The sequence below is a fragment of the Paenibacillus barcinonensis genome (assembly GCF_003217495.1).
Taxonomy (GTDB): Bacteria; Bacillota; Bacilli; order Paenibacillales; family Paenibacillaceae; genus Paenibacillus; species Paenibacillus barcinonensis.
The window spans coordinates 78,568-99,792 of the sequence record NZ_QJSW01000013.1 but is presented as its reverse complement, the minus strand read 5'-3'; the positions used below and the strand labels follow the sequence as shown (position 1 = coordinate 99,792).

Sequence of the window (21,225 nt, the reverse complement as noted above, 5' to 3'; positions counted from 1 at the left end):
ATTTCTAATTGGAACAACGGAACAGATCGGAGGGGAGCCGATGTCGGCAGAGAGCAAGTTCAATGCTTCACTGCCTGTGCTGCTTGGTGTGATGGGCGATCCGATTGCTCATTCCAAGTCGCCGGCGATGCATAATGCCGCTTTGCAGGCAGCAGGTGTGCAGGGGATGTACATGCCGCTTCATGTGAAGCCGGATCAACTGCAAGCTGCTGTTCGTGGAATCACTGCACTGGGTTATCGCGGTGTGAATGTCACGATTCCGCACAAGGAGCAGGTCATGCAGTATCTTGATGTCATTGATGAGAGTGCCCGTTTAATCGGGGCAGTTAATACTATCGTGAACGAAAATGGCACACTGACAGGGTATAATACTGACGGGATGGGTTATGTTCGTTCACTGAAGGAAGAGGCTGTTCCTCAGATTGAGGGCAAAAAAATTGCAGTGCTTGGCGCTGGCGGAGCCGCAAGAGGAGTGATTTACGCACTCGCGCTGGAGAAGCCGGAGCAGATCAGTATCCTGAATCGTACGGCTGACAGAGCGGCGGCTCTTGCTGCAGATTTGAGGAACTACAATCTGGGGGACATCTCTGGCAGTGGAATGCATGAAGCACAAGCTGTGCTTGCTGACGCGGATATCGTTATCAATACGACAGCAGCCGGAATGCATCCATATGTCGATGATCTGCCGGTTGATCCCGCTTGGATTCGCGAAGGAGCAGCCGTCAGTGATCTGATCTATAACCCGCTGGAAACACGTCTGCTGCGGGAGTCCCGTATGCGAGGCTGCACCGTGCACGGCGGTCTGGGCATGTTTATCTATCAAGGCGCGATTGCATTCGAGCATTGGCTTGGCATTCCGGCTCCGATAGATACGATGAGACGTGCGGTTTTGGATAGCTTTACAAATAATAATTGAACGGTCAGGCCCACCGAACAGCGTAGAGCTGTCCAGCGGTTTGAGGGCCTGCTCAACATAAGGAGTATGGAGTATTCATGTTAACTGGTAAACAAAAGCGTTTTTTGCGGTCACAGGCACATCATCTGACCCCTGTTTTTCAAATTGGTAAAGGGGGCACGAATGAACATTTGTTCCGCCATATTGAAGAGGCAATTGAAAAGCGCGAATTGATGAAAGTGCAAGTGCTGAACAACAACCTGGATGATAAAAATGAAATTGCTGCAGAGGTTGCCCGTGAAACAGGCAGCGAGCTGGTACAAGTCATCGGCAGCACCATTATCCTGTACAAAGAATCACGCGATAACAAACAGATCGAACTTCCGAGATAAGGAGCGTGGCGCGGGTGAAAATCGGCATCATGGGCGGTACGTTTGATCCGATCCATATGGGGCATTTGCTGGCAGCGGAAGCGGCAAGGGATGCGCATGCACTGGATGAAATCTGGTTTATGCCCTCTCATGTACCGCCTCACAAGCCCGAGGCCGGTGCAACGGGGCGGCAACGTCTGGAGATGACGGAGGCTGCTATAAAGGATGCTCCCCAGTATGCAGTGTTAGGCATCGAAATGGAGCTTGGCGGCGTATCCTATACGATTGATACGATGCGTGAGCTATGGCGCCGACACCCGGAACATGAATTTTATTTCATTATCGGGGCGGATATGGTCAACTATCTTCCGAAGTGGGAAGAGATCGAAGAGCTGGCGTCCAGGCTGACCTTTATCGGTGTTGGACGTCCGGGCTTTCAGCTGCATCTGGACGATCTGCCAGAACCGTTGCAGGATCGGGTGCTGCTGGCAGAAATGCCGCTTGTTGATATTTCATCCACAGCTATTCGCAGACGGCTCGCGAAGGGGCATTCCGTACGTTTTATGATCCCTGATGCAGTGCATCAATACATTGTAAGGAGCGGTTTATATGGCGTTAAGCCGTGAGGAATTAATCCGGGCTGTTTCTGCACAGATGCCCGCCAAACGCTGGAAACATACGCAGGGGGTTATGGAATCTGCAGTTGCCCTGGCTGAAAAGTATGGTGCTGATCCCGAGAAGGCTGATGTGGCGGCGATTCTGCATGACGTGGCGAAATATTGGCCTATAGCAGAGATGGAAGCGATCATTCGTGATCATAATAATAGATTAAATGTCGAATTGTTAACACATGACAAGCAGCTCTGGCATTCTGAAGTGGGTGCTTTTGTTGCCGAGCGTGATTATGGTGTGTCCGATTCCGAAATTATAAACGCCATTCGGTGGCATACTTCAGGTAGAGTGGGCATGAGTCTGCTGGACAAAGTGGTCTGTCTTGCGGACTATATTGAGCCGGGACGTGATTTCCCAGGTGTGGAGCATATTCGTGAGCAGGCGCATCGCAGTCTGGAGGAAGGTTTGATTGCCGGCTTTGATTCAACGATCAGCCTGTTGCTTTCTCAGCGCCGTGTTATTTATCCGCTCACTGTGCTCTCGCGAAATGACTTGATAGCACAATTAAAGATTATGGAGGTTGGTTCATGACAGTATCATCGAAAGAACTTATGAATATGGTGGTTGCCGCCGCTGATGATAAAAAGGCATCCAACATTGTGGCGTTGGACCTGAATACTATTTCGCTTGTTGCAGATTATTTTGTGATCTGCCACGGGAATTCCGATACACAGGTGCAGGCGATTGCTACAGAAATCCGCAAACAGGCCCATGCTGCCGGTGTAACGATCAAAGGCATCGAGGGTATGGATTCTGCACGCTGGGTCCTGATGGATCTTGGTGATGTGGTGGTTCACGTATTCCACCGCGATGAGCGTGAGTATTACAATATCGAGCGTCTCTGGTCTGACGCCAAAGTGGTGGAGACCGTATGAGCTTGATTGCAGGAACAGTCGTCTCGCTGCCGGTTTCACGTGAAGTGTCACCCTTTGGCTACTTTTTGACGACAGGATCGGAAGATGTATTGCTTCACTACACCGAGCTGACTCGGGACATCAAAATCGGTGAAACACTGGAGGTTTTTGTGTTTTTTGATACAGAGGACCGCCTTGCTGTTACGATGAAAAAACCTTACCTCACGCTTGGAGAGATGGCTAAGCTGGTTGTAGCGGATGTGCATCCACGTCTTGGATGTTTTCTGGAGATGGGTCTTGGACGTCAATTGCTGCTTCCCATTCGTGAATTACCCGAGCTTGAAGAGCTACGTCCTCAAGTTGGGGATGAAGTGTTCGTGATGATGGAGCATGACAAGCAAGGACGACTCCGCGCCAAACTGGCCGGAGAACGTGAGCTTGCACCACTTGCTTTCCATGCACCGACCACGTGGGTTAATCAGTGGGTTGAGGCCCTGGTGTACAAGCCACTTCAAATGGGCACGTTTGTACTCGTAGATGGCGGTGTGCTTGGTTTTGGTGCGATTGGCATGATTCATTCCTCCGAGCGCAGTCACATGCTGCGTCTAGGGGAGAAAGTGAAATGCCGGGTTACGCTGGTGCGTGAAGACGGACGTGTGAATCTGGCTATGACGCAGCGCAAAGAGGTTGGGCGCAACGAAGACGCAGACAAGCTGCTTGCTTTTATGAAGGAGCGCCCAATGGGCGGCATGCCGTATTCGGATGCGACACCGCCGGACATTATCAAACAGCGCTTCGGCATCAGTAAATCAGCGTTCAAGCGTGCGCTTGGCAAGCTGATGAAGGATGGACTGGTGGTGCAGAAGGAAAACTGGACATATCTGTCCGAATCCGCACCGAAGCAGCAGCCAGAAGAGAAGTAAAAGAAATTGAAAGTGCGGTGCCGACATGTCTTACCGGAAATTTGCCTACGTTTACGATGAATTAATGGAAGATATGCCTTATCCGGACTGGATAAGGTTTGCAAGAACAGCCTGGGAACAGCATGGCATGCCCAAAAGTGTGGCAGAGCTTGGCTGCGGAACAGGTTCCATCACGATCCCGCTGGTAAACTCCGGTTTTGAGGTGACGGGCATTGATCTCTCAGCCGATATGCTGTCTGTTGCTCGCAGCAAAATGGAAGCCACTTCTCAGGGACATCGCTTGTACCGGGAAGGCAGCGTACGCTGGGTGCAGCAGGATATGCGGGACTGGAGAGTGCCTGAGCCAGTAGATTCGGTCATTTCATTCTGTGATTGTGTGAACTATCTTCTGGAATCCGAAGATGTGATTCGTACTTTTGAACGCACGTATGAGATGCTGAAGCCTGGAGGCACATTCCTGTTTGATGTGCATCATCCGAATACATTAATCCGTTACGATCAAGAGCAGCCCTTTGTACTGGATGAGCGCTCCGTATCCTACATCTGGACCTGTGATCTGGATCAGGATCGGTGTGAGATCGAGCATCACTTGAGTATTTTCTCGCGTGTTGAGGAGGGTAACAAGGATACGTATCGGCGATTTGAGGAAGTTCATGTACAGCGTGCATATGACCCGGATTGGATGAAGCTGGAGTTAAGCAAAGCGGGCTTTCGTGATGTGAAGGTCTATGCTGACTTTGAGTGGAACGAGGCTGGAGACAGCGCGGAGCGTTTGTTCTATGTGGCTGTGAAATAATTATTTATTATTTAAATAGCGAGCTGTCCTTATGCTGCATGCCAGATGCAAGCTAGGGGCAGTTTTTTTGATGAAGATATGCTTAAAAGGCATAAAAGTATTGCTACATGTGCTAAAGAAGAACATAATAATTTTATTCGGAAAGCGTTTTCTCAATAGAGGGAGATCTTTATTTAAGTGACGGGAGCTTATCCATCCATCTGATTGGAATACGGCTAACTTTAGTAAAAGGAGGAGCACTACTATGGAAAGCACATATAAAACGAGATTGTCCCAAGCGCAGCTCAATGAGATTGTTCGGCATCATCTCGCGGCACAGATTCAGAGCTGTGAGGAATTGATTGACGGTTGGGCAAACCAGGCCTACAACATAAAGCTTAGTGGCGGCGAGAACATTGTCCTGAAGATTGCGCCATCGGCTGCGACCCAGATGATGCGTTGTGAACAGGATTTGATGACGGCAGAGGTGCAGGCCCTCCGGCTTGTTGCCAAGCTGGGAGATGTTCCAGTGCCCAAGGTGCTCGTGTACGATGATTCCTTAACGAAGGCTCCGGCACCCTATTTTATTATGGAATTTATGTCCGGGGTGCCCTATAACCAGATCAAGGCTCAACTCACACAGGAAGAGCAGGATGGGGTTGAACAGCAATTAGGAGTTTATAATCGGCGGATCAATGAGATCAAGGGTGAACAGTTTGGTTATTTTTCGGGCAAGGACAGACAGCGTGCGACGTGGAGAGAAGCTTTTTTAATGTTAATGGAGGATATGCTGGCTGATGGTGAGGCGGCTGAAGTAGAGATCGGGATGAACTACGATGCACTTAGACGTTTGATCGAGGGAAAATCGGATGCATTGGATGAGGTGACAGAATCGGTTCTGATCAGCTGGGATTTATGGGATGGCAATGTACTGGTGCAGGATAACCAGATTACAGGCATTATAGATTTTGAGCGCTCGTTGTGGGGTGATCCGCTTATGGAGCATTATTTCAGTCATTTTAACTACACTCCAGGCTTTGTAAAAGGGTATGGACGTGCATTAACTACGGAAAATGAGCAGAAGCGTAGAAGTCTGTATGATCTGTATTTTGATCTTGCGTTGCGCATTGAATGTAACTACCGCCAGTATGATAATCAGGATCATATCCAGTGGACGATTCAGAATATGGAAGAGGGCATTGCCCGTTTTCAGAATAGCTGAGCTGCTTGTCTGGCCTTCGTGAAGTGTGGAACGAGATAGGTGCTATCTATCGTGTCAAAAGTATGAATATGACGTGCGATATTGACTTTATGCTTCCGTTTTTATATAATGTTTCCGATATTGTATACATATTTCGATGATAAGGATCAGTAGTGAATTCTGTACATCACAGAGAGTCGGCGGTTGGTGCAAGCCGATTGACAGTAGTTTGCGAACTCGCCTTGGAGAAATGCGGTGATTACACGGTTCTATGCCTTGTGTGCAGAACGGGAAAGGAAATCCGCATCGGTTAACCGCCGTTACAGGTCTAAAGGGAGTGGATGACGAAGCACGTTCGTCCGCTAACTAGGGTGGTACCACGGGAATTCAACCTCTCGTCCCTAGCGCTGCAAACGCTACGGGATGCTGAGGTTTTTTTGTTGCTTTAAAAGCGCTTATAACCTGAAGGAGGAATATAGATGAGTGAGAATCACCAGCCGAAGCATGGCTATCAGCCACAAGTGATGGAGAAGAACTGGCAGCAATATTGGGATGAAAATAAAACGTTCAAAACAGGTGAGGACCCATCCAAACCGAAGTTTTATGCATTGGATATGTTTCCATATCCGTCCGGCTCGGGACTGCACGTAGGTCACCCGGAAGGATATACCGCAACAGACATCGTATCCCGTTACAAACGGATGCGCGGATACAATGTACTGCATCCGATGGGCTGGGACGCTTTCGGTCTGCCTGCGGAGCAGCACGCACTGGATACAGGGGAGCACCCGCGTCATATTACATTCCGTAACATCGACAATTTCCGTCGTCAGATCAAGTCGCTCGGATTCTCCTATGACTGGGATCGTGAGATCAGCACGACAGACCCGGAATATTACAAATGGACACAATGGATTTTCATCCAGCTGTACAATAAAGGCTTGGCCTATGTTGACGAAGTACCGGTGAACTGGTGTGAGGCACTGGGTACAGTGCTCGCAAACGAAGAAGTTATTGATGGCAAAAGTGAGCGTGGTGGACACCCCGTAATACGTAAACCGATGCGTCAATGGGTACTGAAAATTACAGAATATGCAGAGCGTTTACTGGAGGATCTGGAGGAGCTGGATTGGTCCGAAAGCATCAAGGATATGCAGCGCAACTGGATCGGTAAATCTACAGGAGCTGAAGTGGTTTTTGCTATTGAAGGCCGTGAAGAGGTTATTAAAGTATTTACCACCCGTGCGGATACATTGTTCGGTGCAAGCTTTGCTGTTCTGGCGCCAGAGCACGAATTGGTAGACGTTATTACGTCTGAAACACAGCGTGAGGCTGTAAAGGCTTATCAGGAGCAGGCTGCTCGCAAGAGTGATCTGGAACGTACTGATCTGGCCAAAGACAAAACCGGTGTGTTCACAGGAGCGTATGCAATCAATCCGGTTAACGGGGCGAAGCTGCCAATCTGGATTGCGGATTATGTACTGGCTGGTTACGGTACAGGCGCTGTTATGGCCGTACCGGGCCATGATGCACGTGACTGGGAATTCGCAAAGCAGTTTGATCTGAATATTATCGAAGTCATTGAAGGCGGAGATGTGACCAAAGAGGCCTATACAGGTGATGGAGCACATGTGAACTCCGACTTCCTGAACGGATTGAACAATGTGGAAGCTGCGGCGAAGATGATCGCTTGGCTCGAAGATCAAGGCAAAGGACAAGGGAAAACAACGTATCGTCTGCGCGACTGGTTGTTCAGCCGTCAACGTTACTGGGGAGAGCCGATTCCGATTCTGCATCTGGAAGACGGAAGCATGAAGACCGTGCCGGAAGATCAGCTGCCGCTGCTGCTGCCTGATATTGATCAGATCAAACCATCTGGCACAGGTGAATCACCGCTGGCCAATGTGACGGATTGGGTGAATACCGTTGATCCGGAAACGGGTATGAAGGCTCGCCGCGAAACCAACACTATGCCGCAGTGGGCAGGAAGCTGCTGGTATTACCTGCGGTTCATTGATCCGCACAATGACAAGGAGCTGATCTCTCAGGAGAAACAGCAGCAATGGCTGCCGGTTGACCTGTATATTGGTGGAGCAGAGCATGCTGTGCTTCACTTGCTGTATGCACGTTTCTGGCACAAAGTGTTGTACGATCTGGGTGTTGTACACACGAAAGAGCCGTTCCAAAAATTGGTGAACCAGGGCATGATTCTGGGGACGAACAATGAAAAAATGAGTAAATCTCGTGGGAATGTCATTAACCCGGATGAGATTGTTAATGAATTTGGTGCAGATACACTGCGTCTCTATGAGATGTTCATGGGACCTCTGGAAGCGACTAAACCTTGGAATGCTAAAGGGGTAGAGGGGATGCATCGGTTCTTGTCCCGCGTATGGCGTCTATTCATTAACGAAGATACGGGCGCGATGAATGAGAAAATTACAGCTGACGGTGGAACGGATGAATTTAAACGCACAGCACACAAAACGATCAAAAAAGTAACGGAAGATCTGGAGCATCTGCGTTTTAATACTGCAATCAGTCAGCTGATGATTTTCATCAACGATGCTTACAAAGCGGATACATTGCCGCGTGAGGCGATGGAAAACTTTGTTCAGCTGCTGTCACCTTTGGCACCGCATATAGCTGAAGAGCTGTGGAGCCGTCTTGGACATGAGGGTGGAATTTCTTACGTGGCTTGGCCTGGATACGATGAGTCGATGACCGTGGATGCGGAAGTGGAAATCGTCGTTCAAGTTAACGGTAAAATTGTAACCCGTACAACCATTGCCAAGGATCTGGATGCACAGGGAATGCAGGATTATACGATGGAGCTGGCTCCTGTGAAACAAGCGCTGGAAGGCAAGACCATTCGCAAAGTCATTGCCGTTCCAGGCAAACTGGTTAATATTGTTGCCGGTTAATTTCACTGGCACGAAACAGCTCATCCAGCTTGACTAAATCTTCATCATATTTCTCATGTGTCGTGTGAATCAGGTTGTCGAATACACCGTTCAGATGTTTTCGCAGCAGGGCAAGTGCCTGGGCTGTTATGCCACCAGGTACGGCGACACGGGCCTGAAGCTCTTGCGGAGTATATCCTCCCTCGGTTAACAGCTTGCCTGTTCCGAGCAGCATTTCTCCGGCAAGAGCACAGGCATCTGCTCGTTTAATGCCTGTCAATCGTACCGCACTTTCGATCCATTCATCGAGGAAGAAGGATATGAATGCAGGTCCGCAACTGGAGAAGTCAGATGTGATTCGAGTGCAGGCTTCATCCACTTGATAGGGTCTGCCGATATGACTCAAGAGAGCTTCCAGCACAGAGCGGTCTTCAGCAGTCATTCGTTCCCCGTGGATAAACAGGGATGCTCCGCTGCCCACCTGATGTGTAACACTCGGGATCACTTTGGAGACTTTGCAAGGAAGTGAAGATTCCAGATGGCGCAGCTGCACGGGGCTGGTGATCGAGACAATTATATGATTGGAATTCACAACAGGCAGAATGTCGTCGATAACATGTTTGAATTCCAGCGGCTTCACGCACAGGAAGATGATGTTGCTGCGAATCACCGTTTCCCGATTGCTCTGTGATTCATGTAGACCAGGGTAACGGAGGGATAGCTGCCGTACTTTGGAAGGGGTTCGATTGCTTGCTGCAATCTGACGGGGTTCGAGTGCACCGGATTGGATCAGGGCATAGATCAACAGGCTGCCCATGCTGCCGGTTCCGATAAATCCAACCTTCATTGGTTCAGGCCTCCTTTCATGCTTTACGGTAATGGCGCAGTATCTTCCTTCTATTCTATGCATGAGGTCCTGATTCACATGACATGAATATGCATGGAATTGTTGAAATAAAAAGATTAAACGGTTCGGAAGCACCGCCCGTGTTCGAAATGATATTTATTTTGAATATGTGGGAGAGTGTGGAGAATGAGATGGAATAAAGGCATGACCATTGCTGCAGCAGTGGTTGGGAGCATATTAATATTATGGTCGGGCAAAAGTGAACAGCCATCTAGCGGCTGGGAACCGATGCAGCTCGGCATCGAGCAGCCGACAAGTGCGCAGAATTTTTCTGCTGTACCGTCGGCTGCTTTGATTCAGGAGGAGACTGCGGCTGTGTCAGCCTCAGCACCAGGAGACAGAAACCCGCAAAAGCAAGCTGGAGCTGGCACCGCTGCTGCCGAGATTAAAGAAGAGGCTGGGAGTAAGCAGTCTCCGGTTGATCCGGTAGCTGCTGCAGCAGCTGAAACAAACGATAATGGCAAAATTAATATCAACACTGCTTCTGTCTCGAAGCTTATCGAGCTTCCGGGAATTGGACAGAAGAAAGCTCAGGCCATTGTAGATTACCGTAATTCACACGGGCCCTTTACGAAGGTCAGCGATTTGACGAAGGTGAAGGGTATAGGCACGAAGATGCTGCAGAAGATGGCTCCATATATACAGATTCAATAAGTGAAGTTTAACAGGATGAGATGGGTCAGAGCATGAGGGGGAGACTGAATGAGTACAGTAGAGCTTCGCAAGGATTGGGACACGTATTTTATGGATATCGCGTATATGGTCTCTACACGTTCCCGCTGCCCGCGACGACATGTAGGTGCCGTGCTGGTTCAAGGAAAAAAGCTGTTGGGAACCGCATATAACGGTGCGCCGATGGGGGTGCCGGACTGTTCCGAGGCAGGCTGTATGATTGCAGAAGAATATGAGCTGGTGGTGACGGATGGCCACGAGGAAATGGTCAAAAAGCAACGCTGTATTCGTACAATCCATGCGGAGCAGAATCTGCTTTTATTCACAGATCGCATTGACCGCGAAGGCTCCTCTGTCTATGTAACCGATGAGCCTTGCTGGACATGTGCCAACATGCTGGCTAACAGCGGTGTGACCGAGATAGTTTTTCATCGCTCGTATCCCAAAGATACCAGCAAAGTAACCCATATGATGCAACAGAAAGGCATTACGTTCCGCAGGCTGGACAACTATAAGCCACCACGGGAGACGATGATGACGGTAAGCAACTGAGCTGAACAGCAGCTCGAGGCAACAAGTGAAGAAAATAAGTGTGGGGAAGAACCTCCGGCAGGCCTGAACAGGCTTCCGGGGGTTTTTGTGTATTTCTGGCATGTTCAGAAGGGAGAGGGGATAGCATGAAGGGCAGACCGCTGCTTTGCTTTACAATTTTTTGGCTGTGTGGAAGCGGTATGGCGTGTATGCTGACAGGCTGGACGCTGTTTCTGGGTATAGCTGGAGCTACGGCGTGTCTTCCGCTTGTGTTTCGTGTGCTGCATATTTCCGTGAGAGGGTGGCTCAGCATGATTTTGTTTGCTGCATTCATTGGAGGGATCATGCAGTGGGAGTGGAATGATTCTCACAATTCGAGCCAGCTGCCTGAATACTTACAGCTTTCTGCGGATGTGATTGACGGATTAACTGCCATCGTGGAAGGAGAACTTGCTTCGGATGTGCGAGTTGATGGGGATCGTGCAAGTTTCGAAATACAGCTCTCCTCTATTATAGTTCAGGAAGTAAAGTCACCTGTGACCTCATCTGCGATCCATGAGCGAATTATCGTGCAAGTTCGTTTAATGCAAGAGCAGGAGCAAAGCATTGCAGCAGCGTGGAAGCGGGGAGATAAGCTGACGCTTTCTGGTTCCCTGGTCCTTCCTGGAGAAGCAAGGAATTTTGGTGGATTTGATTATCGTAATTATCTCAGGACGCAATATATTCATTGGATGTTTAAGGTGAAAGGTGCTGATTCGGTTACTGCGGTGACTCCGCAAGGATGGGAACGGATCAACATATTACGATGGACCGATTCGGCAAGGCAGCTGCTTGGTTCTGCAGTGGATCGCTTATTCCCTGAACCACATGCCGGTTATATGAAGGGCTTGATCATTGGCATGGCAAAGGACATAGATCCGGGTACATATGGTCAATTCTCTCAACTGGGACTCACGCATATCCTTGCTATTTCGGGTACACATGTCGCGGTCTATGTCACATCCCTGCTGATGCTGATGTCATGGCTGAGATTGACGAGAGAGACAGCTTTAACCGTTGCCCTGTTTCTGATCCCGGCATATGTGCTGCTTTCGGGCGGTTCTCCCTCCGTCATTCGGGCGGGTATGATGTCAATGATCGGGTTATATATGGCGAAGCGCGGGTTAGCCAGAGATGGTCTTCAGATCATCAGTGCAGCAGCTCTGTTAATGATGTGGTGGAATCCATATTTTTTACTGAATGTTAGCTTCCAGCTTTCCTTTCTGGTGACGGCAGGTCTGATGATTTATATGCCGCTCATCAACAGACTGTTCAGCAAATGGCCCAAAGCACTCGCGGCAACAGCGTCGGTAACGGTGACGGCGCAGCTGATTTCTTTTCCAGTCACGATTCTGTACTTTAATCAGTTCTCGCTGCTTTCTTTTGCTGCAAACTTTTTGCTGGTGTCCTTGATTAGCGCGGTGGTACTGCCTTTAGGAACGGTGGCGATGATATTATCCTTCGTGTGGTTCCCGTTTGCAAAAGTTCTGGCGTGGGTTGCGATTCAACTGAATCAGATTACTTTTCTGAGTGTGGAATGCATGAACAGCTTGCCTGGTTTTGTCATGATCTGGGCATCGCCTTCTCTATTATGGATTACGGCTTACTATATTATTTTGTATGCGCTGTTATATTTGCTTTATCAGAGGAGCGGTGGTGATACGCCGCAGTATTGTAGTGTAGGAGAGGAGGACACGGCTCCACTGCATAGGGATCGACAGAGTATGTCTACACGAACCGGTGGTACAGATCAAGGTTCACTCACAACGCTCGGGGCTAGTGTCGCTTGGCCGGAGTATGCCAGTGCCTTTACAGCTAGAGGTGCAGGGTTTTATACCGAAATTAAGATCAGTAAGGCCAAGCGCTGGTTATGCGGTGCGCTTGCCATAGGTTTTGTGGCCGGCTTATGGTGGGCATACCAGCCCTCGCAGCCTGCGGGTACAGGAGTGGTACAGTTTCTTGACATTGGTCAGGGAGACAGCACGCTCATCACCACACCGGGAGGCAAACACATTCTCGTCGATGGTGGAGGCACGATTAACTTTGGGGGCAATGAAGCATCATGGAAAACGAGACGTGATCCCTATGAAGTGGGAGCCAAGGTCGTTGTGCCCTTACTGAAAAAGAGGGGGATTCATCATCTGGATGCTGTCATTGCAACCCATGCGGATCAGGATCATGCTGGCGGTCTACAGGCGGTATTGGAGCAGATTCCGGTGAGGCGCTTGATGTTTAATGGAACGACAAGTGGGAAAGAGAAATTTGATCAGCTGCTGGATACGGCGGTGCAGCGCCAAATTCCGTTGTTTGCTATACGTCAAGGTATGACCTATAAGCCGGATCAGGAGACAATGCTACACTTCCTCTCACCTGAACCTGGTGCACTGCCAGATTCATCGGGGGAGATTCCCATTTATGAGGATCAGAACGCTGCATCGGTTGTATTTTTGCTGGAGATGGCAGGTACGTCTATGCTGTTCACCGGGGATATGGATGCGGTAACGGAGCAGGATGTGCTCTATGCGATTCAGGAAGGTTCGCTGGCAGATATGGCTGCAATGCGACCCTGGTCGTCGTCCCCCATATCCATTGATGTACTCAAGGCTGCGCACCATGGTAGTAAGACCTCCACTTCGGAGGCATGGCTTCAACACTGGAATGCCAAAGCTGCATTAATCTCTGCGGGCGTTAACAATACCTATGGTCATCCGAATCCCGAGGTGATGAAACGTTTGGAAGCGGTGGGTTCTCAGATTTACCGGACGGACCAGATGGGTGAGGTACAGATGAGGGTGAAGAATGGAGCGGTGGAGGTGCGGTATAAGCTGGTGAAGGACGAAGGGCCAACAGAATAGATATGAATAACTGGCCTACTGATTCTAAAATGAAGTGCCTATCGTAGTAAGTTACTCTGAAAAGGATGGTTGGCATGAAATGAAGATTCCTGATCCATCATAGAAGTAAAAAAAGCCTCCTTCTCCAACACTCTCTTTCAAAAGAGGATTTTGGAAAGGGGCTTTTTCATATCCGATCTGATTCATGAATAATAATAAAAGTATTGACTACTCTACGCCATCTTTGAAATGTTTACTCCAATGTTTGTCGCCTTTGTGCAAAATGTCTTCGACTGTTTTTTCCAGCGTCATCAGAAGCTGAGCTCTGACATCAAGTACGGTTTCTCTGTACAAACGCTCTTCCGATCCGACAATTTTATCGCCGTATAACGCTTGTGCAGCAACATATTTGCGGTGCTCTTCAACCAGTGTATCAATGGATTCCAAAGCATGTTCTACAAAGTGGGAAATGCTTTGATATTCTTTTGGCATTTGTTCTTTTAATTCTTGAATTTTCGCTAGAGCTGGCATGCTCATCACCTCGTGTTATGAATGTAAATTTACAATACACCATTTTCATGAAAATTGCATTAAAAAAACCTTAAGTTTTGAACAAATTTCGACTTTTTTTATTTTTTGCTTTATAACAGCGCTTAGCTATAATGTATGCCATTGCATTTGTTTTGAGTCGTGTAAGTACTGGAATACCGTGAGCTCAGACGTTTGGTGACTACGCTTGCATTTTCTGTTATTCTAAGATAAGACTCGGCGGCCCTTATACATAAGCCGTTATTTTGTGATGGAAAATTAAAATATACTTAACTTTGCAACAATTTTATCGATGATCACGTCAGTAAGGTTGCAGGGAGAGGGGGATCCTTTGTGGTAGAGCCGGAACTCATCAGAGCCGCTCAATCGGGCGATCGCGACGCTCTAATTACCCTATTGCGGGAGATTGAACAGCATGTCTATCGTACCGCATATTACATTCTAAATAATGAACAGGACGCCTTGGATGCCGCGCAGGAAGCATTGATCCGAATTTACACCAAGATTAATTCATATGAAGAAAAAGCCCAGTTCAAAACCTGGGTGCAGCGCATCGTAACGAACATCTGTATTGACAAATTTAGAAGAACCAAGCCATCCGTGTCCATTGATGAGCATGAAATGGTTTTTCAGGATAAACAGGATGTAGAATTCGAAGTGATGTCCACTTATGTGGCGAAGGATATACAAGAAGCGATCAACAAGCTGCCTGAGCATCATCGCACCGTCATTGTTCTAAGATATTTGCAGGATTTATCCTACAACGAAATTGCGGAATGCCTCGATCTTCCGCTGAATACGGTGAAGTCTTACTTATTCAGAGCCAGACAACAGTTACAAAATCTACTACAGGAGTATCAGAAAGGTGGTGTGACAGGATGAAATGCGAAGAGGTGGTGGAATGGATGCACCGGTATCTGGATCATGATCTGGGCGAGGTGGAAACGACGCAAATGCTGCAGCATGTGGCCAAGTGTCCGGAGTGCGCCGAAAAATTTAGTATGCTCAGAGCTCTATCCAGGGAACTGGAAGAATTGCCGCAAGTAACACCAAAGTTCAGTCTGGTTGATGCAATTATGCCTCAACTGGATGCAATTGACGAAGCGCGTAAGGAACAAAGCAGTACCGTGCAAGAGATGAGTCCTGTCCCTGCGGCTTTTGAGAATTTGCAGCGTTCCAGCTCAGGAGAACACAAAGCCAAAACGCGATGGTTTAATTCGATGGCCGGTCGTGTGTCTATGGGAGCAACAGCTGCGGCTGTTATTTTGGGGTTCGCGATCTTTGGACACCAGCCTGAACAGATTGAGAATGCGGACTCGATGATGATGAAATCAGGGGCATCTCAAGAAAGCAATGCCGGGCGGTCTGCTCTGAGCATGGAGGTAAATAATGACCAAGGAAGCTCGCCTTCTCATGAAGAGGGCAGTGTAATTTCACCTGATTCATATGATTCGCTCCAAGAAAAATCAGAAGAGATGCACGCGGATCAACCGGAAGCAATGGAGGGCAGCGAAACGCAAGCGCCACATAATCAGATGGACCAGAAATCTTCGGAGCCTTCCACTAGAGGAAAAGCTGCACCGGATCAAGGGGTAAAGGAAGATAGTCCTTCATCAGATGCGACTCGTTCCCAGAAAAATGATAACCCGAATCAGGGCCTGGAGCAGAAAAATTCTGAAACCAATGATGGTAATGGTGCTGCTCCAAATGCCAACGAGGATCAAAAAAGTGCGCCTGAGCAAAGTGATCAGGCAGACGATACCTTTTCAGCCAAAACGATGGTTCCTAATGAGGATGCACCTGCCCGTGGAATTACCAACAATGACGCAGGAGCGGGTGAGGGGGCTGCTGGCGGACAACAACAAGGGTCTGTAGCTCCGAATGAGGGAAGTGCAGGAACAGGAACAGACACATCTAAGGAATGGAAATCGCCTGACGGTGTGTACGTAGTGATGCTGATGGGTGATCAGCTAAGTGTATATGCAAAATCTGCGAATGATCCAGATGTGCTGAATCTGATTGAGCAGCGGAATATCGAGGGAACCTTGAAATCGGCAAGCTGGTCCCAGGACGGCAAACAATTCAGTTATGAAACGGACAAAGACGGAACAACAACGAAGAATTCGTTCAAGCCGAATGCTGCTTCGGTAGCGCCTCCTGCAAAATAGGTCTGTAATGTCAAATCAACCTATTTTGATTCCTACAAAGAACCTTTCATTATGACAAGCATATATTAAGATTAGCTACAACATATTCTATCGTTGATCCAACAACTGACGTCGTATGACCGCGCACTGGTTATTTCTAGAATGGCTGGTGTTTGCGTTTATATAGATGCAGAGCAGGGGGCCTTTATCCATAAACGGATGAAGGTCCCTTTGTTGTCTATTGTTTTTTCTGGTAGGATAAGAGGGATAAGGAGGCACGGTGAATGGATGTCAAAAGTGCAACAAAGGCAATACGTAGTGGAGACCCGGCGTCAATCTATGTGTTGTACGGAACGGAGAAGTATCAGATACAGCAATTTACGGAGATGCTGAAAGCACAAGTCATTGAAGAGGAACATCAGGATTTTGCTGTCATCCCTTATGATCTCTCCGAAACACCGATTGAAGCGGTTGTGGAGGAAGCAGAAACGGTTCCCTTTCTCGTTCCGCGTAAACTGATTATAGTCAGAGACACCAGCTTGTTTACTGCGGGAAAAGAATCGAAAATAGAGCATCAGGTCGATCGCTTGATTACATATATGGATAATCCGGCTGACTACAGCACGATCGTTTTTTTGGCGCAGGGTGACAAGCTGGACGAGCGAAAAAAACTGGTCAAGGCCGTCAAGAAACAGGCGGTAGTATTGGCGTTTGCACCGTTAAGTGGGGAAGAATTAGTGCAGTGGATCGTTAAGCTTGCGAAGCAGCGGGAAGTTACCTTCGATGCTGGCGCAGCCGATACGCTGATTAGTTATGCTGGAACCGAGCTGCAGACGTTATCCGCCGAGGTGGATAAGCTTTGTTTGTTTGCTGGCAAGGGGGGCGTGATTCGTCGTGCAGATATTGAGTCACTTGTGGCGCGAAGCACCGAGCAAAACGTGTTTGCGTTAGTGGAGGAGTTAGCAAATTTGAGGCTGGAAAAGGCGCTTGCACTCTTCTATGAGCTGTTGAAGCAGCGAGAGGAGCCGATCAAAATTGCAGCGCTCATTGCCCGTCAGTTTCGCATTATGATACAGGTGAAGGAGCTTGGACAGCAAAGCTACTCACAGCAGCAGATTGCCAGTCAGCTCGGGCTGCATCCGTATGCCGTGAAAATTGCCGGGGAACAGGCCCGCAAATTCGAAGCGGATCGTCTGCGCAAAATACTCAGTCACTTGAGCGAGCTGGATTATCAGATGAAAACGGGGGCTGTAGACAAGGTGCTTGGCCTGGAGCTGTTTTTGTTAAGACTTGGCGCGTGACGGAATGTAAGTATAGAGAATATAATCACAAAAAAACAACCTGAGCGCTTCTCGAAGTCTAAGTATGCAGAAGAATCACACATACAGCTTGGAGAACACCACAGGTTGTTTTTTTTATTGCTACGTTTTGTGTCTTCTTGGCGAAACAGATGCTAAAAAATCCTGAAAGCCCATGCTGTTCAGGATTTTTCCATTGGTTCGTATAAGTAACGCTTCTTACGCTTGTGCGGAAAGAGCGTTCAGTTTTTTCGCCAAGCGAGACTTTTTGCGTGCAGCTGCGTTTTTGTGAACCAGACCTTTAGTTACAGCCTTGTCCAGCTTTTTGGAAGCAGCTTGAATCGCAGCTTTCGCAGTTTCAACTTCGTTGCTTACCAGAGCAGCATCAGCAGCTTTAACAGCTGTGCGGAGTGCAGACTTCTGAGAAGCGTTGAGTGCGCGGCGCTTGTCGCTCGTTTTTACGCGTTTAACAGCGGATTTGATGTTTGGCATTACATTCACCTCCTGTAAGGCATTCGCATGAATACAAACGTTTCACAACTTAAAATATTCTATCACGCTAGGATGTAAATTGCAACAGATTTTGCATCGTTGTTCCGTAGGGTGCATAAAGCCCGTCATTTTCCCACACAATATGCTCAAATGGTTCAAGGGAGGCAGCGACATATGACATTGGATTTGCAAAACTATACCGTGCGCACCGATTTGGCAATTGACTCTAAAGAAATGGCCCAAGGACGTCAGAAACAAACGATTCCCGGACTGCGTGAAGATGTAGACACCAAAGACGGCATTACGATCACACGTATAGATGTTCTGAATGATGAAGCCGCGAAAGCCATTGGGCGTGTCAAAGGTCACTATGTCACACTTGAGGTTCCCTCCCTTCGTAACGGGGATACCGATCTACAGGAGCGGGTAGCATCGGAATTTACACGCGAGATGGAAAATTTCATGATTAAGGCTGGAATCGACAAGACATCCAAGGTGCTGATTGTAGGCTTGGGCAACCTGAACGTGACACCGGATTCTCTTGGTCCGTTGGTGGTGGAAAATTTAATGGTTACCCGCCAGTATTTCGAACTGGTTCCAGATCAGGTAGCTCCGGGATATCGTGAAGTCAGCGCTATAGCTCCGGGGGTGCTGGGTACAACGGGAATTGAATCCAGTGACATCGTGCAGGGAATTGTCGAGCGCACCCGCCCGGATGCCATTATTGCTATTGATGCGCTGGCTTCCCGTTCGCTGGAGAGAGTGAATACCACTATTCAGGTGGCGGACATTGGCATTCATCCAGGCTCTGGTATCGGTAATAAACGTCGCGGATTAACAAAGGAGATTCTGGGTGTTCCTTGCATAGCCATCGGTGTGCCAACGGTATGTTATGCCTCCACCATCGTTAATAATGTCATCGAGATGATGCGTTCTCATTTCCGTCAGGAAACCGATCAGACCAAACAGATTATGGGCATGCTGGACGATATCGGAGAAGATGATCGTTTAAGTCTGGTCAAGGAAGTGCTGGAACCGCTCGGCCATGACCTCATTGTGACACCCAAGGAGATTGATGAATTTATTGAAGGCATCGCCAATGTCATCGCCACTGGCCTGAATGCTGCACTCCACGAAGCAGTGAATCCAGGTAACGTTGCCGCTTATACACATTAGGAACTCAAAGTCCTGCCTGTTTCCTAATCAGTCCTAAACTGCTTTCTTATACAGCTGATATCCTTCAGTGAGGAAAGTCCGAATCTAGCGGACTTTCTTTTTTTGTTTATTTTATCTTTCTACTTCCAGTTCTATCAAATTGCACACGCTCATAGAGTTGAAGTATAAGAGTTGTCCAGCAAGGGAAGGAGACAGAAGAATGAACAAAATACTGGCATGGAACATCGGCAAGTGGAAAAAAAGATGTCTGCATGTGCTGGCCATGGGCCGAACACTGCTGCTGCTCATGATGATATCCGCCCTCTTTTTTGTTGCACTGGGGCTTGGAGGCATGGCCGAGAAACGGCTGAACAGCTCTCCCGTTTCTTCAATGAAAGGATTCGCAGGATCCGTCTCCAGTCGTTTCTTTGTAGATATGCTGGGCATGGAGATGCCTCATCTCACCCAAAAGGAGCAGAACTCGGCGATTTCCGGTGAGAATCTGACCTCTTTTGTATTTCAATTGTTAACTAATGTGAATCCGCAGGACCCCAAAAGCCTGATTGCACGTGAGATGCCTGGCATGGGAACGAATCAGCCGGTCCTTCTCCGGCCAGGATCAGGAAATGCGAAGGGGGAAGCGCCCGAAGATTATCAGCCGGGTCCGGGACTTACCGAAACAGCTTCATCGGGCGAAGGCAAACCTGGAAGTGATCTGCATCTTCCCCCGGGTCAGGATAACACCCCCTCTTCTGGTGAGCATGGTTCGGAAAACGGGGAAGTCGATGAAGAACCGCCCTCCAAAGGAAGCGGACAGGACAAAGGAAACGCTGCTAATACTAAAAAGTCAGTGCTAATCTATCACTCTCATCCCCGTGAGGGATATAATCCACTGCTTGGCACGAACAGTGACAATCCCTCCTCCGGCAAGCCGACAGGCAATGTTTTTCAAGTAGGAGCGTATCTATCTGAAAGTTTGCAGAAGCTGGGTATTGGGGTTGAGCATGCGCAGGAAGATTACCAGACCAAAGTGAAGGATTACAACTGGAACTTCTCTTACAAATATTCGAGGCAAACGGTCAAGGCGGCACTCGCTCAGAACGATGACCTGACGTATTTAATTGATATTCATCGCGATTCACAGCGGCACAAAAAAACGACAACAACGATTGGTGATGAGAGTTACGCCAAGGTATATTTCATCATCGGTCATGAGAATCCGAATTGGCGCAAGAATGAAGCCTTTGCCGCGAAAATTCATAAGAAGCTGGAAGCGAAATATCCGGGGGTGTCTCGGGGGGTGTGGGGTAAAAATGGCGGGGGCGGTAACAATGGAGAGTATAATCAGACTCTTTCCCCGAACAGCATTCTGATAGAAATCGGAGGCATCGACAACACTGCGGCTGAACTGAAACGAACTTCCAAGGTTCTTGCTGACATGATCGCGGAAGTGTACTGGGAAGAACAGAATGTGGATAAAGCCAGTGCAAAGCCGACATCAAAGGGTGGGTAGAACTTTCCGCTCACAATTCATTCTATTGATCCTATAAAAGAGGGAGGAAGACAAGATGTCCAGATTCGGTAAAAGGATGTTATCTGTTGGTGTGCTTATGCTGCTTGGTGTACTGCTCGGCATGCAACTGGCGGGTAATGGCTTTCAGCAGCACAAACCTGCGGAAAGCGTTCCGGCAATGGCTACTTCAGAGCCTGCTCCGGCTGAACCCGCCCCGTCAGAGGTGAAGAAGCAGCCCTTTGTTCCTGTCCAGACCCCAAGTCAGGTGCTTGGGGCAGATCAACATAAAGCTCCTGTCGATGTGCTTGCAGACAAAACGGCAGGTCTGCTGCAAAACCTTTCGAACAGTGGCATCAAGTGGGTCGTCTCTCTTTTTGGTGGAGTAGATGAATAAAAGTGAATAGAAGTGGAGGGAAAGGATGAATAGAAGCTGATGGAATAACGGTAAACTAAACTTTCAGGACGTTGATCCAGTGTGCTTTGTTATGAAGTTG

Annotated in this window: 21 protein-coding genes and 1 other annotated feature; of the genes, 18 read left to right on the top strand and 3 right to left on the bottom strand. The window is 48.4% G+C overall.

Annotated features, from left to right (window positions below):
• The first annotated feature begins 40 nt into the window (after nucleotides 1–40).
• The 9 genes from aroE (at nucleotide 41) to leuS (ending at nucleotide 8,615) form a co-directional block, all read left to right on the top strand.
• Nucleotides 41–916 (top strand): shikimate dehydrogenase, encoded by an 876-nt coding sequence (gene aroE / locus DFQ00_RS18890; RefSeq protein ID WP_110898037.1) that lies wholly within the window; start codon nucleotides 41–43, stop codon nucleotides 914–916.
• 77 nt (nucleotides 917–993) lie between these two features.
• Nucleotides 994–1,287, top strand: a complete 294-nt coding sequence (gene yhbY, locus DFQ00_RS18885) for a ribosome assembly RNA-binding protein YhbY (RefSeq protein ID WP_090914936.1) — start codon at nucleotides 994–996, stop codon at nucleotides 1,285–1,287.
• Between the two features lie 14 nt (nucleotides 1,288–1,301).
• The gene (locus DFQ00_RS18880) at nucleotides 1,302–1,892 is read left to right on the top strand and encodes a nicotinate-nucleotide adenylyltransferase (RefSeq protein ID WP_110898036.1); all 591 of its coding nucleotides are present in this window, start codon (nucleotides 1,302–1,304) and stop codon (nucleotides 1,890–1,892) included.
• Nucleotides 1,876–2,469: a bis(5'-nucleosyl)-tetraphosphatase (symmetrical) YqeK gene (yqeK, locus tag DFQ00_RS18875; RefSeq protein WP_110898035.1), complete on the top strand. Its 594-nt coding sequence runs from the start codon at nucleotides 1,876–1,878 to the stop codon at nucleotides 2,467–2,469. The genes DFQ00_RS18880 and yqeK overlap by 17 nt, the downstream gene beginning before the upstream one ends.
• Nucleotides 2,466–2,813: a ribosome silencing factor gene (gene rsfS / locus DFQ00_RS18870; protein ID WP_110898034.1), complete on the top strand. Its 348-nt coding sequence runs from the start codon at nucleotides 2,466–2,468 to the stop codon at nucleotides 2,811–2,813. The genes yqeK and rsfS overlap by 4 nt, the downstream gene beginning before the upstream one ends.
• Nucleotides 2,810–3,715: a CvfB family protein gene (locus DFQ00_RS18865; protein ID WP_110898033.1), complete on the top strand. Its 906-nt coding sequence runs from the start codon at nucleotides 2,810–2,812 to the stop codon at nucleotides 3,713–3,715. Before rsfS ends, DFQ00_RS18865 begins: the two co-directional genes overlap by 4 nt.
• Nucleotides 3,716–3,740: 25 nt before the next feature.
• On the top strand, nucleotides 3,741–4,511 hold the full coding sequence (locus tag DFQ00_RS18860; protein ID WP_110898032.1) for a class I SAM-dependent DNA methyltransferase: 771 nt from the start codon (nucleotides 3,741–3,743) through the stop codon (nucleotides 4,509–4,511).
• Between the two features lie 244 nt (nucleotides 4,512–4,755).
• The gene (locus DFQ00_RS18855; RefSeq protein WP_110898031.1) at nucleotides 4,756–5,712 is read left to right on the top strand and encodes a phosphotransferase family protein; all 957 of its coding nucleotides are present in this window, start codon (nucleotides 4,756–4,758) and stop codon (nucleotides 5,710–5,712) included.
• 127 nt (nucleotides 5,713–5,839) lie between these two features.
• Nucleotides 5,840–6,097, top strand: a binding site (T-box leader).
• Nucleotides 6,098–6,170: 73 nt separating this feature from the next.
• Entirely contained in the window at nucleotides 6,171–8,615 is a 2,445-nt protein-coding gene (gene leuS, locus DFQ00_RS18850; protein WP_110898030.1) for a leucine--tRNA ligase, read from the top strand.
• Here leuS and comER read toward each other — a convergent pair.
• Nucleotides 8,596–9,441, bottom strand: coding sequence for a late competence protein ComER (gene comER, locus DFQ00_RS18845; RefSeq protein ID WP_110898029.1), 846 nt, complete (start codon nucleotides 9,439–9,441; stop codon nucleotides 8,596–8,598). The genes leuS and comER overlap by 20 nt on opposite strands.
• 186 nt (nucleotides 9,442–9,627) lie before the next feature.
• Here comER and DFQ00_RS18840 point away from each other — a divergent pair, with 186 nt between their 5' ends.
• From DFQ00_RS18840 to DFQ00_RS18830, 3 genes are all read left to right on the top strand, one after another.
• On the top strand, nucleotides 9,628–10,155 hold the full coding sequence (locus DFQ00_RS18840; protein ID WP_110898028.1) for a ComEA family DNA-binding protein: 528 nt from the start codon (nucleotides 9,628–9,630) through the stop codon (nucleotides 10,153–10,155).
• Between the two features lie 48 nt (nucleotides 10,156–10,203).
• A complete protein-coding gene (locus tag DFQ00_RS18835; protein ID WP_110898027.1) occupies nucleotides 10,204–10,725 on the top strand; it encodes a deoxycytidylate deaminase in 522 nt (173 codons plus the stop codon).
• A gap of 125 nt (nucleotides 10,726–10,850) precedes the next feature.
• Nucleotides 10,851–13,598, top strand: coding sequence for a ComEC/Rec2 family competence protein (locus DFQ00_RS18830; protein WP_244213919.1), 2,748 nt, complete (start codon nucleotides 10,851–10,853; stop codon nucleotides 13,596–13,598).
• A gap of 207 nt (nucleotides 13,599–13,805) precedes the next feature.
• Here DFQ00_RS18830 and DFQ00_RS18825 read toward each other — a convergent pair whose 3' ends face one another.
• Nucleotides 13,806–14,108, bottom strand: coding sequence for a hypothetical protein (locus DFQ00_RS18825; RefSeq protein ID WP_110898026.1), 303 nt, complete (start codon nucleotides 14,106–14,108; stop codon nucleotides 13,806–13,808).
• A 351-nt stretch (nucleotides 14,109–14,459) separates the two neighbouring features.
• Between DFQ00_RS18825 and DFQ00_RS18820 the strand changes: the two genes are divergently transcribed.
• The 3 genes from DFQ00_RS18820 (at nucleotide 14,460) to holA (ending at nucleotide 17,574) form a co-directional block, all read left to right on the top strand.
• The gene (locus tag DFQ00_RS18820) at nucleotides 14,460–15,008 is read left to right on the top strand and encodes an RNA polymerase sigma factor (protein ID WP_110898025.1); all 549 of its coding nucleotides are present in this window, start codon (nucleotides 14,460–14,462) and stop codon (nucleotides 15,006–15,008) included.
• A complete protein-coding gene (locus DFQ00_RS18815) occupies nucleotides 15,005–16,294 on the top strand; it encodes an anti-sigma factor family protein (protein ID WP_167433771.1) in 1,290 nt (429 codons plus the stop codon). The genes DFQ00_RS18820 and DFQ00_RS18815 overlap by 4 nt, the downstream gene beginning before the upstream one ends.
• A 263-nt stretch (nucleotides 16,295–16,557) precedes the next feature.
• Nucleotides 16,558–17,574: a DNA polymerase III subunit delta gene (holA, locus tag DFQ00_RS18810; RefSeq protein WP_110898023.1), complete on the top strand. Its 1,017-nt coding sequence runs from the start codon at nucleotides 16,558–16,560 to the stop codon at nucleotides 17,572–17,574.
• Nucleotides 17,575–17,790: 216 nt separating this feature from the next.
• Here holA and rpsT read toward each other — a convergent pair whose 3' ends face one another.
• The gene (gene rpsT / locus DFQ00_RS18805; protein WP_090914815.1) at nucleotides 17,791–18,063 is read right to left on the bottom strand and encodes a 30S ribosomal protein S20; all 273 of its coding nucleotides are present in this window, start codon (nucleotides 18,061–18,063) and stop codon (nucleotides 17,791–17,793) included.
• A gap of 174 nt (nucleotides 18,064–18,237) precedes the next feature.
• Here rpsT and gpr point away from each other — a divergent pair, with 174 nt between their 5' ends.
• The 3 genes from gpr (at nucleotide 18,238) to DFQ00_RS18790 (ending at nucleotide 21,125) form a co-directional block, all read left to right on the top strand.
• A complete protein-coding gene (gene gpr / locus DFQ00_RS18800; RefSeq protein ID WP_110898022.1) occupies nucleotides 18,238–19,239 on the top strand; it encodes a GPR endopeptidase in 1,002 nt (333 codons plus the stop codon).
• Nucleotides 19,240–19,438: 199 nt separating this feature from the next.
• Nucleotides 19,439–20,731: a stage II sporulation protein P gene (locus tag DFQ00_RS18795; protein ID WP_110898021.1), complete on the top strand. Its 1,293-nt coding sequence runs from the start codon at nucleotides 19,439–19,441 to the stop codon at nucleotides 20,729–20,731.
• Between the two features lie 55 nt (nucleotides 20,732–20,786).
• Entirely contained in the window at nucleotides 20,787–21,125 is a 339-nt protein-coding gene (locus DFQ00_RS18790; protein ID WP_110898020.1) for a DUF3679 domain-containing protein, read from the top strand.
• Nucleotides 21,126–21,225: the final 100 nt, after the last annotated feature.

What these genes read in the sequence shown, in the direction of transcription:
- DFQ00_RS18790 (WP_110898020.1), top strand. Translation starts at nt 20,787, where the DNA reads ATGTCCAGATTCGGTAAAAGGATGTTATCTGTTGGTGTGCTTATGCTG.
- yqeK (WP_110898035.1), top strand. Translation starts at nt 1,876, where the DNA reads ATGGCGTTAAGCCGTGAGGAATTAATCCGGGCTGTTTCTGCACAGATG.
- gpr (WP_110898022.1), top strand. Translation starts at nt 18,238, where the DNA reads ATGACATTGGATTTGCAAAACTATACCGTGCGCACCGATTTGGCAATT.
- holA (WP_110898023.1), top strand. Translation starts at nt 16,558, where the DNA reads ATGGATGTCAAAAGTGCAACAAAGGCAATACGTAGTGGAGACCCGGCG.
- DFQ00_RS18865 (WP_110898033.1), top strand. Translation starts at nt 2,810, where the DNA reads ATGAGCTTGATTGCAGGAACAGTCGTCTCGCTGCCGGTTTCACGTGAA.
- rpsT (WP_090914815.1), bottom strand. Translation starts at nt 18,063, where the DNA reads ATGCCAAACATCAAATCCGCTGTTAAACGCGTAAAAACGAGCGACAAG.
- aroE (WP_110898037.1), top strand. Translation starts at nt 41, where the DNA reads ATGTCGGCAGAGAGCAAGTTCAATGCTTCACTGCCTGTGCTGCTTGGT.
- yhbY (WP_090914936.1), top strand. Translation starts at nt 994, where the DNA reads ATGTTAACTGGTAAACAAAAGCGTTTTTTGCGGTCACAGGCACATCAT.
- DFQ00_RS18830 (WP_244213919.1), top strand. Translation starts at nt 10,851, where the DNA reads ATGAAGGGCAGACCGCTGCTTTGCTTTACAATTTTTTGGCTGTGTGGA.
- comER (WP_110898029.1), bottom strand. Translation starts at nt 9,441, where the DNA reads ATGAAGGTTGGATTTATCGGAACCGGCAGCATGGGCAGCCTGTTGATC.
- DFQ00_RS18855 (WP_110898031.1), top strand. Translation starts at nt 4,756, where the DNA reads ATGGAAAGCACATATAAAACGAGATTGTCCCAAGCGCAGCTCAATGAG.
- DFQ00_RS18835 (WP_110898027.1), top strand. Translation starts at nt 10,204, where the DNA reads ATGAGTACAGTAGAGCTTCGCAAGGATTGGGACACGTATTTTATGGAT.
- DFQ00_RS18840 (WP_110898028.1), top strand. Translation starts at nt 9,628, where the DNA reads ATGAGATGGAATAAAGGCATGACCATTGCTGCAGCAGTGGTTGGGAGC.
- DFQ00_RS18795 (WP_110898021.1), top strand. Translation starts at nt 19,439, where the DNA reads ATGAACAAAATACTGGCATGGAACATCGGCAAGTGGAAAAAAAGATGT.
- leuS (WP_110898030.1), top strand. Translation starts at nt 6,171, where the DNA reads ATGAGTGAGAATCACCAGCCGAAGCATGGCTATCAGCCACAAGTGATG.
- DFQ00_RS18825 (WP_110898026.1), bottom strand. Translation starts at nt 14,108, where the DNA reads ATGCCAGCTCTAGCGAAAATTCAAGAATTAAAAGAACAAATGCCAAAA.
- DFQ00_RS18815 (WP_167433771.1), top strand. Translation starts at nt 15,005, where the DNA reads ATGAAATGCGAAGAGGTGGTGGAATGGATGCACCGGTATCTGGATCAT.
- DFQ00_RS18860 (WP_110898032.1), top strand. Translation starts at nt 3,741, where the DNA reads ATGTCTTACCGGAAATTTGCCTACGTTTACGATGAATTAATGGAAGAT.
- rsfS (WP_110898034.1), top strand. Translation starts at nt 2,466, where the DNA reads ATGACAGTATCATCGAAAGAACTTATGAATATGGTGGTTGCCGCCGCT.